Source organism: Pseudomonas folii (assembly GCF_014357575.1).
In the GTDB taxonomy this organism is placed as follows: domain Bacteria; phylum Pseudomonadota; class Gammaproteobacteria; order Pseudomonadales; family Pseudomonadaceae; genus Aquipseudomonas; species Aquipseudomonas folii.
The window spans coordinates 13,735-27,467 of sequence record NZ_JACONW010000074.1; the positions used below are offsets into that span (position 1 = coordinate 13,735).

10 protein-coding genes are annotated in these 13,733 nt (G+C 57.6%); 3 read left to right on the plus strand and 7 right to left on the minus strand.

Annotation, left to right across the window (positions count from 1 at the left end):
* Nucleotides 1–155 precede the first annotated feature (155 nt).
* Nucleotides 156–2,966 carry a PAS domain-containing protein gene (locus tag H8S59_RS15860; RefSeq protein ID WP_246475342.1) on the plus strand — a complete coding sequence of 937 codons (2,811 nt, stop codon included), beginning with the start codon at nucleotides 156–158 and terminating at the stop codon, nucleotides 2,964–2,966.
* Between the two features lie 142 nt (nucleotides 2,967–3,108).
* Here the strand turns inward: H8S59_RS15860 and H8S59_RS15865 are convergent, their stop codons facing one another.
* Genes H8S59_RS15865 through H8S59_RS15880 form a run of 4 tightly spaced genes read right to left on the minus strand, consistent with a single transcriptional unit; the run spans nucleotide 3,109 to nucleotide 7,749 of the window.
* On the minus strand, nucleotides 3,109–3,594 hold the full coding sequence (locus tag H8S59_RS15865; RefSeq protein WP_095095510.1) for a response regulator: 486 nt from the start codon (nucleotides 3,592–3,594) through the stop codon (nucleotides 3,109–3,111).
* Complete coding sequence (locus tag H8S59_RS15870; RefSeq protein ID WP_187522039.1) at nucleotides 3,591–5,903, minus strand: ATP-binding protein; 2,313 nt, start codon at nucleotides 5,901–5,903, stop codon at nucleotides 3,591–3,593. The genes H8S59_RS15865 and H8S59_RS15870 overlap by 4 nt, the downstream gene beginning before the upstream one ends.
* Complete coding sequence (locus H8S59_RS15875) at nucleotides 5,900–6,568, minus strand: response regulator (RefSeq protein ID WP_187522040.1); 669 nt, start codon at nucleotides 6,566–6,568, stop codon at nucleotides 5,900–5,902. Before H8S59_RS15875 ends, H8S59_RS15870 begins: the two co-directional genes overlap by 4 nt.
* A complete protein-coding gene (locus H8S59_RS15880) occupies nucleotides 6,565–7,749 on the minus strand; it encodes a sensor histidine kinase (protein WP_187522041.1) in 1,185 nt (394 codons plus the stop codon). The genes H8S59_RS15875 and H8S59_RS15880 overlap by 4 nt, the downstream gene beginning before the upstream one ends.
* A 182-nt stretch (nucleotides 7,750–7,931) precedes the next feature.
* On the opposite strand from H8S59_RS15880, the gene H8S59_RS15885 reads away from it, so the two are divergent.
* On the plus strand, nucleotides 7,932–8,438 hold the full coding sequence (locus tag H8S59_RS15885) for an SgcJ/EcaC family oxidoreductase (RefSeq protein WP_246475355.1): 507 nt from the start codon (nucleotides 7,932–7,934) through the stop codon (nucleotides 8,436–8,438).
* A gap of 94 nt (nucleotides 8,439–8,532) precedes the next feature.
* Nucleotides 8,533–8,715: a DUF6021 family protein gene (locus H8S59_RS15890; protein WP_095095522.1), complete on the plus strand. Its 183-nt coding sequence runs from the start codon at nucleotides 8,533–8,535 to the stop codon at nucleotides 8,713–8,715.
* Between the two features lie 26 nt (nucleotides 8,716–8,741).
* Here the strand turns inward: H8S59_RS15890 and H8S59_RS15895 are convergent, their stop codons facing one another.
* The 3 genes from H8S59_RS15895 to H8S59_RS15905 all read right to left on the minus strand — a co-directional run bounded on the left by H8S59_RS15895 (nucleotide 8,742) and on the right by H8S59_RS15905 (nucleotide 13,558).
* The gene (locus tag H8S59_RS15895) at nucleotides 8,742–10,511 is read right to left on the minus strand and encodes a sensor domain-containing phosphodiesterase (RefSeq protein ID WP_187522042.1); all 1,770 of its coding nucleotides are present in this window, start codon (nucleotides 10,509–10,511) and stop codon (nucleotides 8,742–8,744) included.
* Between the two features lie 124 nt (nucleotides 10,512–10,635).
* On the minus strand, nucleotides 10,636–11,961 hold the full coding sequence (locus tag H8S59_RS15900; protein WP_187522050.1) for an MFS transporter: 1,326 nt from the start codon (nucleotides 11,959–11,961) through the stop codon (nucleotides 10,636–10,638).
* A gap of 295 nt (nucleotides 11,962–12,256) precedes the next feature.
* Nucleotides 12,257–13,558 (minus strand): Nramp family divalent metal transporter, encoded by a 1,302-nt coding sequence (locus tag H8S59_RS15905; protein ID WP_187522043.1) that lies wholly within the window; start codon nucleotides 13,556–13,558, stop codon nucleotides 12,257–12,259.
* Nucleotides 13,559–13,733 lie beyond the last annotated feature (175 nt).

Here is a 13,733-nt window from a genome sequence, read left to right on the forward strand (position 1 = left end):
ACGTTTTCGCGTCCCAAGTGTCAATCTGTGTGCAATAAGCCAGCATCCGCATAAAATGCGTTCAGTGCACTTGTTTGCCAGCATCCAGACTCAGCGGTCCTCTTGCGCTGATTCGGCCGATCATCTTCGTCCTGTGACGCCTTAGCAGTCAGTAAATGCCAATGACCCCCGTTACCAGCCCGACTCCGCGCACGCTTCCCGGCGGCGAGACTGGCGCAGCCATCAGAGCGATTGACTGGGCTGCGACCCCCCTTGGGCCTATGCAACAGTGGCCTGCGCCCATACGGTCGGCGTTGAGCATCATGCTTAACTCCCCTGAAAGCCTGTATCTGCTCTGGGGGGAGGATCTCAATTTCTTTTTCAACGATGCCTATCGACCGATTCTCGGCCCACGTCTTGAAGGCGCCCTGGGGCAGAGCGTCACCACACTGTGGGCTGACGCCTGGGAGCAGGTCCGGCCCGTGGTGGAGCGTGCTTTTGCCGGCGAATCCAGTCGTTATGAAAATCAGCCGATCAGCATGGCGCGCTATGGGGTTGAAGAGCAGACCTGGTGGACATTTTCATTTTCGCCGATATACGACGAGCTCGAAGAGTCGGTGCTGGGCGTCTTGTGCCACACCGTCGAAACCACTGACTCGGTGCGCGTGGACCAACAACTCAAGTCTAGCGACGAACGTTACCGCGCACTGTTCAGCAACATTGATATCGGTTTCTGTGTGCTCGAAGTGTCCTATGCCGGTGATGCGTTGGCGGGCTGCCATCTCGTTGAGATAAACGCTGCCTTCGAAGGCATGATCGAGCTCAAACAGCAGATCGGTCAGAGCCTGCGCGACATTGCCGAAGGGCGACCGGTGCCCTGGTTTGAGGTCTATGCGCGAGTCGTCCTGAGCGGCAAGTCGATGGGGTTCAATGCACCTGCCGTTGCCCTGAACGGGCGCTGGTATGAGATCTACGCCTACAAGGTCGACGAGCACGCACAGAACCGTATCGCGATGCTGTTCAAGGACGTGACTGAAGTTCGGCGTATCGAATCCTCCCTGCGTGATACCGAAGAATTCAACAGCCGGGTTTTGGCCAGTAGCAATGACTGCATCAAGGTCATTGATCTGGATGGCAAGCTGGCGTTCATGAGCGAAGGCGGCATGCGTGTCATGGAAATCAGTGATTTCAATGCGGTGCGTGGCTGCCCTTGGCCTGACTTCTGGCAAGATCAGGGGCATATCGACGCCAAGGCTGCCATCGAAAGTGCGAAAGCCGGTTTGTCAGGTCGCTTTCAGGGGTTTGCCAACACCTATCTGGGGGCGCCGAAGTGGTGGGATGTGCAGGTCACGCCGATGTTCGATGCCGCAGGGGCGGTGGAGAAGATCCTCTGCATTTCCCGCGATATCACCGCAACTCGTGCTGCCGAAGAAGATTTACGCAAGCTCAACGCCACACTCGAAGAGCGGGTCGAGGCCCGCACTCAGGATCGCGACCGTATCTGGCGGTTGTCGACTGACCTGATGCTGATCGCCGAATTTGGCGGCGCCATTACGGCGGTCAATCCGGCCTGGACTCATCTGCTGGGCTGGACGCCCGAGGAACTGGTAGGCAGATCGTTCCTGGAATTTTTGCACCCGGACGATGAACTGAGCACCGCGGCCGCTGCGGCGAAGCTTTCTCAAGGCATCAGCTTCTCCAGTTTTGAAAACCGTTATATGCATAAGGACGGTTCTTACCGCTGGATATCCTGGACGGCTGTACCTGATCAGTCCTACATCCATGCCGTAGGCCGCGATGTCCAGGTTGAGCGCGAGGCCGCTGAAACATTGCGCCGCACAGAAGCCGCGTTACGCCAGTCGCAAAAGATGGAAGCGGTCGGGCAATTGACCGGTGGCGTGGCTCACGACTTCAACAATCTGCTGACAGTGGTCAAAGCATCAACCGATCTGCTCAAGCGTAATCTGGATGAAGAGCGACGTCGGCGCTACATCGACGCGATCTCCGATGCGGTTGATCGGGCGAGCAAACTGACCGGGCAACTGTTAGCGTTTTCCCGTCAGCAGACACTGCGCCCGGAAGTCTTTGATGTAGGCAAGAGCGTCCGGACCATAGGCGAGATGATCAGTTCGTTGACCGGAGCGCGGATCAAAGTGCTGGTCGAGCTTCCTGCGCAGCCTTGCTACATCAATGCCGATGCCGGGCAGTTCGACACTGCGCTGATCAACATGGCGGTCAACGCACGGGATGCCATGAACGGCGAGGGCACGTTAAGAATTTGCGTCGAGGCGGTAGGTCAGATACCTGCCCGCCGGACCCATGCTGCAGTGGTTGCCGATTATGTGGCGGTGTCTTTGATCGACACCGGTTCTGGAATCGCGCCGGACTTGCTGGATCGTATTTTTGACCCGTTCTTCACGACCAAGGATGTCGGTAAAGGCACGGGTCTTGGGCTGTCACAGGTATTCGGCTTCGCCAAGCAATCCGGAGGCGAGGTGATAGTCGAAAGCGAGTTCTGCGAAGGTAGCAAATTCACTCTCTATCTACCTCGATCCATGGCTATGCCAAGTGCCGAATATGCGGCTCTGGACCTGGAGCTGCAGACCAGTGGCGAAGGTGCCCGATTGCTGGTGGTTGAGGACAATCCCGAAATTGGCGATTTTTCCAGTCAGACGTTAAGAGAGCTCGGCTACGACATTCACTGGGTCAGGAATGGCCTGGAGGCTTTGAAGGTACTGGCAGATCAGGCTGATACCTTTCAGGCAGTCTTTTCCGATGTAGTGATGCCGGGCATGAACGGTGTTGAACTCGCTCTTGAAGTCCAGAAGTTGTATCCGAAGCTGCCGATTGTTTTGACCAGTGGGTACAGCCCGGCTCTGGCTCAGGGTAATTCCCAGGGCTTTACCTTCCTGCAAAAGCCGTATTCGGTGGAAGCACTGGCCCGGCTGCTGCGTAACGAGATTAGTGCGCGGCAAGATGGCTGCTGATGCCTCGCGGCTAAAGCCGCTCCTACGAATTCACGGTAGCGCTCTACGGATTCACGTTGATCGTAGGAGCGGCTTCAGCCGCGAGAGCAATGGGTCTGACGAGGCATGAGTAGCGCTCATACAGACACTCTCGCGGCTAACATCACTCCCGCTGTGGATTTTGCACTTGCAGGCTCGCTCCACGTCGCTGTTGCAGCAATTCAATCTGCTCCGCAGGCAGCAACTGCCGCAGACTCTTGTACAGCACGCGGGTTTCCAGCAGGTTCCAGACCCTGAGCATGGTTTCCAATGCATCAAGTGGTTTGCTGATGAAATCCCTCGCACCTAAAGCCAGAGCGCGTATCCGGGTGTCGCGGGTCGCGTCGGCGGTCAGTACCAGAATGGGCAAGTATTCATGGGGTGAGATCCGCCGTCCCAGCTGTTCGAGCACGGCAAAGCCATCAAATTCAGGCATGTGCAGGTCGAGGATCACCAGATCCGGCTCGAAGCTGTTGAACAGCTCCAGTGTGTGCGTGGGCTGGGTAGTGCTGAGGACGTTCAGCAGTCCTTCACGGGCGAGTAACTGCTCCATCAGTTCGAGATTGGCACGCTGATCGTCAATCAGCAGGATGCGTAGGTCTTGAGTCATACAGGCTCCGTGAGGAACTGATCAATCTGGTCGTAGAACATCCGGACGTTGATGGGCTTGACCAGAATGGCCGTAGCGCCCGCTTCGCGTAACACCTTGTGAGTCATTGGCGTGGCGTCGGCGGTCATCATCAGGATCGGGATATTCGCAGTTTGTACGGCGCGACGCAGGCGGCGCAGTATTTTGATGCCGGAGATATCGGGAAGATTGATATCCAGAAGAATCAGATCCGGCGCATGCCGGGTAGCCAGATCCAGCCCCATCTGCCCCTGCATGCTTGAGAACAGTTGAATGCCCGAGCGCCGCTGCAAGAGGGTTTCTATCAGCGTCAGGCTGGCCAGGTTGTCTTCGATACACAGCACACTGGCACGATAGGGCGAAGAGGTTTGCCCCGGATTATCAATCACGGCACTGGGGGGCGAAGCGACCAACGCGGTCTCCGGCTGGATGACGGCGTGGGGCAAACTTAAAATGAAGCTGCAACCTTCATCCGTAGCGCTGAGTACCTCAAGGCTGCCGTCCATCATTTCCAGAAGATTCTTGCTCAGTGCCAGTCCAAGACCTGTGCCTTCAACCTGATGGTCGGCGTTCAGACGCTCAAACGGCCTGAACAGTTTGTGCAACTGATCCTTGGCAATGCCGGGGCCTGTGTCCGATACCGTGACAGAGACCTGCTGGCCACTGCGGGCAACCTGAAGGGTCACTTCACCCTCCGTGCGGTTGTATTTGATGGCGTTGGAGAGCAGGTTCAGCAGCACCTGCATCAATCGCTGGCGGTCGGCAATTACGCCTTCTTCGGGGCGAATGACAGGCAGGGGAGCGACACGGATCCGCGCTTCACTGGCCATAGGGGCAACCAGCGCCAGCGCTTCGTGCAGGACGGTGCCCAGCGCAATGCGCTCCAGATTGACCGGCAGGTGCCCGGACTCGATACGGGCAATGTCGAGCACCTCGTTGATCAAGGTCAGCAGGTGCTGGCCCGCCTTGAGGATGTGTCCGATCTGCTGACGCTGTGTCGGCAGCGGATCAATCTCCAGCAGTTGCGCAAAGCCGAGAATGGCATTCAAAGGCGTACGCAGCTCATGGCTCATGCGTGACAGGAATTCACTTTTGGCGCGGCTGGCGCGCTCCGCTTCTTCCCGGGCTGCGCTCAAAGCGATTTCGGCAGCATGACGGTCGCTGATATCCCGGGTCACTTTGGAAAAACCGCGCAAGGTGCCGCTGGCGTCGTACTGGGCGCTGATGACCACGCTGGCCCAGAAGCGACTGCCGTCCTTGCGGCGTCGCCAGGCCTCTTCCATGAAATAGCCTTTGCTCCTGGCTTCTCGCAAGGCCATCTCCGGGCGCTGAGGGCATTGTTCCGGCAAATAGAAAACGGAGAACGGCTGACCGATGATTTCCTGTTCGCTGTAGCCCTTTATTCGCTCTGCTCCGACGTTCCATGTCGTGACACGGCCGTTGGCATCGAGGGCGAAAATACCGTAATCCTTGACCGCGTCGATGATCAGCCGCAAGCGTTCTTCGTTATCCCTTAAAGCGCCTTCGCGCTGGGCCAGCAGGTGCGCGGCCTCCACCAGACGTGTGCCCAACTGGCCGATTTCGTCCTTTTCCGAAGGTTGCGGCATCAGAGGATGACCAGCAGCCAGCAGTTGCGCGTTGCGCTTCACATGCTCGACCCGGCTGACGATACCTCTGGACAGCAACAGCATGGCTGCGACAGCCGCGAATACCCCGCAGCAGGCGGCCAGAAACGTGGCAAACACCAGTCGTTCACGGGTTTCCGCCGCGGCTGCAGTACGTTCTGCCAATAGCGTGGCTTCGCGATTGCGCATGGCGCTGATCTGCTCTCGCAAGGTGTCCAGCACCTGCTTGTTGCTCACGAGAATATCGGTAACAAGCGCCGGGTCCTCGCCATGGCCCTCACGCAGCTTCGCAAGGGCCCCCAGCTTGACTTTGATCAACGGAATAATGAGTTGCAGGCGATCACGGATTTCGGGGTCGCGAACGTTGGCATCCAGACGCTGCAAGGCTGCATCGATCAACGGTCCCGCGCTGTTGTAGGCCGGCAGGAAGTCTTCGCGGTGGGTGAGCAGATACCCGCGTTCGCTGGCGGCTGCCTCGGCGAGCAGGGTATGAACAGCCTGGATATCACCTTGTACCAGGAGCACCCGGCGAACGTCTTCCTCGGCACGAGCGGTCTGCCGTTCAGCGAGGTAAATCAGCACCAGCGATGACAGCAGGATCACCAGCGGCAGGGCGATCGCGGTCAGCGCCTTGCCCCGCAGCGGCAAATCCGACCAGCGACTCATGTCCAGTTTCCGTCAGGCTGGGCGACCAGTCCGAGGGCAATGCCGCGCACCGCCGCCTGGGTTCGGTCAGAGGCATCGAGCTTGCTGATTACGCGCTCGACATGGGCCTTGACGGTGCCGGTGGCGATGCCCAGTTTTTCGCCAATCTCGCGATTGCTGAACCCTCCGGCAACCAGTCCCAGAACCTGACGCTCACGTTCGGTAAGGTTCTCCCGAGGCGCTGAACCCGCGGCGCGGCGGGTGGCGATGCGTCTCAGCAGGCGTGCGCTCATCGCACTGTTCAGAGCGTCTTCTCCGGCAGCAACCCGGCGCAAGGCACTGATGACCTCTTCGCGGCTGGCGTCCTTGAGCAGATAGCCAGCAGCGCCGGCTGCTATGGCCGCTTCCAGATGGTCCGGACTGTCGTCCATGGTGAACATCACCACTTTCAGTTCCGGCATCCGCTGGTGCAGCAGGCGTGCAGCACCCAGGCCGTTGAGGATCGGCATGCGGACATCGAGAATGGCGATATCCGGGCGCAGACGTTCACAAAGCTCAATGGCCTCCTGACCATCATTGGCTTGCCCCACGACTTCAAACTCGGGGTGTCCGGCCAGCAGTGAGATGAACCCTGCGCGGGTCACTTCATGATCGTCTGCCATGACCAGCCTTAATGTTCTACTCATGCCCGTACCTCGTTGTAGCCCAGCGGGACAATTGCACTCAAACGCGTACCTTTGCCGGGCTGGCTGACGCATTCAAACCGCCCGCCAACGAGGTGAGTGCGCTCCTGCATGGCAGTCAGCCCCAACCCATCTGCCGAGTCATTTCTCAATGTTTGCCGGGCTACAAACCCCCGGCCCTGGTCTTCAATCAGTACGGCTACTTCCGTACCGCGCATTTGCAGGGCAAGCCGGACACTGCACGGGCCGGCATGCTTGAGGACATTGTTGATGGCTTCCTGTGCAATGCGGAACAAGGTGATTTCAATGACATCGGGCAATCGCTCGGCATATTTGGCCGTCCATTGCACAGCGTGGCCGGCTTCGCGCAAGCGATCGGCTTCCTTGTCTATGGCCTGAAGGAGACCGAAGTCATCCAGCACAACCGGACGCAGGCCGCCAATGAGCTGTCGACCCTCGCCGACACAGTGCTGCGCCAGTTGCAGAATCGTTGAGAGTTCCTGGCTCAGCGGTTCCGAGAGCTCAGGGCACTGGCTGGCAAAACCTTGCAAGCGCTGGTGCAGACCCGCCAGGGTTTGTGCAAGACCGTCGTGGAGATCGTAGGCGACCCTTTTACGCTCATCTTCCTGAGCACTGAATAAACGATGAACCAGTTCGGACATGGCCCGCTCGCGAGCCGAGAGTGCGTCGAGCAAACGGCTGTTCTCCAGGTGTGCCGCCAGCAGGGTGGCCAGTAGCTGAAGAGACTGCAGATCTTCGGTATCAGGCGCCGCAATGTTCGCGCTGTTGGCCAGCAGAAGGGCAGCGAAGGGCTCGCCGTCGGCACCCAGTAGCGGTAAATGCAATACGCAGGGGATTTGTGCGCACGGTTGAACTCGCCACTCCGGCGTCAGGATTGTTCTGTCGAGAAGTGTCGTCAGTGTGTCGAAACGCTGTGGATTGCCATGGCTGGCGCTCACCCTTGAAGGTGCCTCTCCGTTCCATTCGAGGAGAATGCCCTGATCCAGCGCCAGAAATGCGCAGGCCCTTTGTAATGCGCGCTGGCGCATGGATGACGGCGAAAGGCGTGTCAGTTCCTGGCCGGTATCCACGAGCAATCGCAAGCGCGCTGCACGACTCTCCCATTGACGGTACTGGCTGCGCAGGTTCAGCGCGCTGGCCGGATCTTCGGAAGGCTTGTGCATGTACTGCTCCAACACAGGGGCCGGATCCATTCGGCAGAAAGTGGCGCCATTAGACCTTTTCCGGTGCAGTACCGCTATCTGCCAAATGGCATAGACAGATCGCCCCAATCGGCTGATTTCCGCATCTTCGGGACGCGGCACAGTAGCTCCACCAAAAGCCGACAGGAATACCTTAAATGAAGCTGAACGTAAAAATATCTGCTGTGACTCTGATTGCTCTGCTGGCAACGCCCTTGGTCCATGCAGTGGACACTGCGCCGGTCAAGCCGCATTCCTACACGGAGATCGCCCCTCAACCGACTGATGTGAAAGATCGCGAAATCGCTGCGCTGTTCGAACGCTGGAATCGCACGCTGCAGACCGGTGACTCCGCCAAGGTAACTGCCCTTTATGCGAAGAATGCGATTCTGCAGCCTACCGTGTCCAATAAAGTGCGTACCACCCCTGCGGAGATCAAGGATTACTTCGACCACTTTCTGCTGCTGAAACCGGTTGGGGTCGTCAACTTCCGTGAGATTCGTCGCCTGAATGAAAACAAGGCGCTGGACACCGGTGTGTACACCTTTACCCTCACCGAGGCTGACGGCACCAAGCGTCAGGTCCAGGCACGCTATACCTACCTCTATCAGAAGATTAATGGTGAATGGCTCATCCTGAATCACCACTCTTCGGCCATGCCACAACAGTGATGAGGTCCACTCGTCAGTTACGCTGCACTTTGCGAGCTGCCTTGCTTCTTACGTGAGTAGCCCAACGCTGTTGGGCATTTACCTGGAGGTGAGTATGACGACCAATCAGCGCGACCCCGAGCAGGACCTGGGCTTCGACCCCGACTCTCCTGACCTTGCAGACCCGCAAGTCGATCCGGTAGGGCCAGCGGAGTCTCCTGAAGATGGGCATGACCTGAACAAGGACAAGCGTGTAAACGGCGATGAAAACTATCCGCCCTACAAAAGCGGCGAGTAACGCCTGTGTACATGATTTCGTGAAGTTCAGGCGCTGAGAAGGAAATGGGTACCCATCGTCGACAGTCTGATCTGTTCGGCGGAAAGCGGTCGGCTCAGAAAGAAGCCTTGTGCCTCATGGCAACCGTAGCCCCTGACCAAATCCATGCACTTGAAGGTTTCAATACCTTCCGCCACGGTTCGATAACCCAACTGGTGCGCCAGTTGAAACACAGACTGCGCGATGATGCGATTGCGCGGTTTGTTTTCAAGATCGGTAATGATCGATTTGTCCAACTTGATAACGTTGGCCGGGATTTCATGCAGGTAAGCAAAGTTGCTGTAGCCCGTGCCAAAGTCGTCGATGGCGACATCTACGCCAAGGGCGCGAATCTCGGCTAATTGGGCCAGAACATTGGTGCTGGCCCTTATCCATTCACCTTCGGTGATCTCAACCTCGACCCGATATGGGCCGATGTTGTGTTTTTCACACCCCGCCTTTAACGCCTGGGCGATATCAATGTGTTGAAAGTCCAGGGCTGAAAGGTTGAGCGAGACCTTGGCCTCGATGTCGTTCCAGCTCGCCGCGGCAGCGAGGGCATTCTCGATAACCCAGCGCGTCACAATGCTGATTTGCCCGGAACGTTCAATGAGCGGGATGAACTCAGCAGGGGATACCGGTCCGAAAACCGAGTGATTCCACCGAAGCAGTGCTTCGGCGCTGACCTGGCGACCGTCTTCAAGCCTGAAGCGTGGCTGGAATACCAACGAAATATCGCCGCTGGACAATGCGCCAGCCACGTCGTGGATCAGGGCGTCGGAACGACGAGACGCACAATTTGGGTCCTCATCCCAGACAGCCCAGTCAATTCCGTCCCGGGCAGCTGAGTCCGCTGCGGAGCGGGCCTTGCGCAGCAGGTCGCCAATTGATTGTTTCCCGTTTCCGCATACGGCAATGCCCATGCGAAGACCGGGTAAGGTGGAGATCGAGTCTTCGGCACAGGGTTCGCAAACCAGTGTGCTGAGGGTGCGGATCAGCTCGCTTTGATCCTTGGGTTTGGCTGGAATCAACAGGCACAAGTGACGCTCGCTGATATGGTAAGCCGTGAGCTCTTCACCCAGGACCTGGCTGAGGCGAGCAGTGATGTTCTTCGCTTTTGCATCAATAAGTCCGGAGTCCTGCTCCAGCGCAAAGCCATGAGTCCATTGGCTTTCAAGGACTTCAACGACCATCAGTACGCGTGTAGAGGCTTCCGCATCGAGCCATGGACCTGCGTTATCAGTCAGAAACTGCCGAAGATTGGGCAGGCCACTTGTGGCATTGCACATGCTGGTCTGCTGGCGCTGCTCAATCTGTGAAATCACCATCTCGGCCAGATCCTGCAGGACCAATGTTTCGGCATGGCTGAGTTGATGAGGAAATTTGTCGATAAGGCACAGGCTGCCTATTGCATGCCCGTCGCGCGTGATCAGTGGAGCTCCGGCGTAGAAACGAATACCACCGTCAACCGTCACCAGCTCATTATCCATGAAGCGTGGATCAGCGCAGGCATCAACCACCTGCATGACGCCTTCCTGCTTGATCGTGTGCGCGCAGAAGGACTGATGGATAGGGGTTTGCGGCTTCGGGAAGCCGACTCTGCCCGCGAACCACTGACGATCCTTCTCCACCAGCGACACCAACACTGTGGGTACATTGAAATAGGCTGAAGCCAGTCGACAGATGCGATCAAAGTTCTCGTCGGCGGCCGTTTCCAGCCACTGAATGGCGCGCACCGCCGCGAGACGTTGTTTTTCGGCTTGTAATGATAATTGCATAGACGTTCCGGACAGCCGCAGAGTGGTCTCGGTATTGAGAGGCCTTGTGCCATCATAGCTGGGACGGCTTACTCTGAAGAAGGTTTCCTACGAACGGCAGTTTTTTAAATTTATGTGATGTCGTTCAGGTTGCGCCAGCAGGTGATTTGCCCGCTACCAGACGCAATGCGCTGGAAATGCTGCCAACGGCCGCAAAACCGGCGCCAATGGCCAGGGCCAGAACCGGTCCATGTTCGCCACTGATACCGAAGCTCAAGGCGACCAGTGCTGCGCCCGTGGCTTGACCGATCAGGCGTGCGGTGGCGATGGTGCCACTGGCACCGCTGGCTCGCTCCTTGGGAGCGCTGGTCATCAGTGCTTTCTGGTTTGGAGCCTGGAAGAACCCGAAGCCGAGCCCGCAGATGATCATGCGAATGCCGATTTCCCACGCACTGGCGTCGGCGGGAATCATCGTCAGCGAAATCATGCCCGCGCATAAAATCGCCAACCCGATGCCGCCCAGCATTCCTGGCGCATAGCGGTCTGACAGGCGTCCGGCAATGGGCGCAATCATAGCCACTACCACCGACCATGGAGTCATCAGGAAGCCAGTCTGGATCGGGTCGCGGCCCAGAACTGTTTCGAAAAAGAAGGGCAACGAGACAAACGCCAGACCCTGGGTGGCAAATGAACAGAAAGCGGTGAGGGCGGAGAGGGCGAACATCGGCCGCTTGAGCAAATCCAGCGGGAACATGGGGGCCGGGTGACCGGCTTCGCGCCGCAACATCAGTGCACCGGCGATCAGGAAGGCCGCCAAGGCGACCAGTACTCCGGTTTTAGAGCCCAATTGGGCTGCTTCACTCAAGGCGTAAATCAGTGCGCCGAAGGTAATCACGCTGAGCACAGCGGTCAGACGATCGAAAGTCAGGGTGCCAGGCTTGCTGGCGGGTAAGGAATTCCAGGCGAAAACCAGCGCGAAAATGCCGAGCGGCAGGTTGATTGCAAACAGCCAGGGCCAACTGGCAACCGACAATACTAAAGAAGCGATGGTGGGGCCGGCTGCAAATGAAGTACCCACCACCAGCGCATTCATGCCGAGGCCCCGGCCCAGGCGCTCGTGAGAAAAAATCGAACTGATCAGGGCCGCATTGACGGCCATGATGGCGCTCGCCCCGAGCCCCTGCATGACGCGGGCGATGGTCAACGACGGCAGCGACCAGGCAAAGGTACAGAGCGCCGAAGACAGCACGAAAAGCATCAGCCCGCCCAGATACACCTTGCGATGGCCGATGACCCCGCCCAACGCAGCGAAAGGCAGCAAGGTCGCTACTGCAGCGAGCTGGTAGGCGTTGATGACCCATACCGAGGCGGCAGGCGACGCATTCAGATCAGCCGCGATACTGGGCAGCGCGGTATTCGCGATGGCGGTATCCAGTGTGGCGAGGGCGATAGACAACAGAATGGCAACCATCCCGCGAAACTCACGAGACGTCAGTCGAGTGGAAGTGGGGGAGGAGGTTTGATCCATTACCAGCGGGGCTCCGTTTTATTCGAGCAGGGATGCCTGCTTGACGCAGACGCTAGAGTGATCCTGCTGTTTTATGCGGCTGCTATGCAATGGTTTGTTGCAAAATGTTTTCAACGCTAAAGGCGCATGAGCGGTAGGAGCTGCCGAAGGCTGCGATGCAGTTTGTCAGGTAAACCGCGATCGCCACCCCGGCCACTCCTAGAGGAATGGGTTCAGCTCAGAAGAGCCATGTCGTCCCTTAGCTCAGTAAATCAGTCCCCAACTGGAACGCTACCCACAACGCCAGACCTGTCGCGAATACCAGAGCAATGTTCTCGAACAGGTTGTTGCGGTATTGCTTGTCGAGCAGCTTTTTCTGGTTGGACATGATCAGCAGGCCCAGCGAGATGATAGGCAGGCCGATGATGTTCAGTGCGTTCACGCCAATGGTCAGGGTCACGAAGTCCGGCATGCCGGGCAGTGACCACACCAGTGGAGTAACCAGAATGAACAACATGAACCACTTGTGCATCGGGTCTTTGTGGAACTCCTTCCCGTATTTCTCGCGACGTTTCGGGAGGATGTGCTGGAAGGCATCGGTGATCAGCATCGGGAAGGCGGTGGTCTTGCCCGCGATGCTGGCGAACAGTGTTGCGAACACACCCACGAAGAAGATGTACCAGCCCGCCGAGCCAAAGAACATTTCCAGGGCTTTGCCCAGGTCTTGCAGGTTGGTCACCTGAATGCCATTCGGACGCAGAATTTCCGCACCCACAACCCAGATTGCCAGGTTGATGATAATGCCGACGAATACCGCAAACAGCAGGTCATTACGCTGCATGCGCTTGTGCTCAGGGCCGATCCAGCCTTTTTCGCGCATCACATACGGGTGTACAAAGTTAGCGATAGAACCGGCAACAGCGCCGATCACCGAAACCGCCACCAGCAGTGCACCGTGTACGCCTTCATCCGGCGGAATGCTGAAGCCAATGGTGCCTTTGAGGATTCCGACCATATCCGGTTTGGACATGATCGCCAGTGCCAGAAACGCCAGCGTCATCAGTGCCAGCAGGCCCTTCATGACACCTTCAATCATGGTGTAGATGTTGCGTCCCACAAGCAACCAGACCGCGATCACGACTGCGAAAGAGCACAGCAACGGTTGGTTGATATGCAGCAGCATGGCCAGTGCTTCGCCTGCGCCCTTGATCATGTAGGCATTGATCAAATGCCCCATAAGCAAGGCGTAACCGAGCATGAACCAGGCAAAGATTGGATGGAGTTGGGCGTAGCCTTCGAGGATGCTCATACCCTTGTTATTGCAGAGCTGGAAGCGGGCAATGATGTTGACGATCAGGAATCTGAGGAGCAGCGAGACCGCCAGCACCCACATCATGGCGTAGCCGTAGTTGGCGCCAGCCACTGAAGAGGTGATCAGGTCACCGGCCCCCAACCATGACAGCACCGCGATAATGCCGGGGCCAAGAAGCTTGGTGACTTTGGCGAAGACCGATTCACGCGCAGCAGTAGCTTTTTTATCGACTGAGCTGGTGCTCGTCATAGGAGTATCCCCATTGTTATTTTTAGTGAGACGGCTGCAAGTCGAACATAACGTCAGACGTCGTACAACATGAGATTTTTGATGGAGTGTGTGCAGATGTTTCGGCGGGAGAGGCGCAGGGGGTGCAGCGTTATGCGGGTTAGCAGAGCTTGGAATATGAAGTTCGACGTGGGAC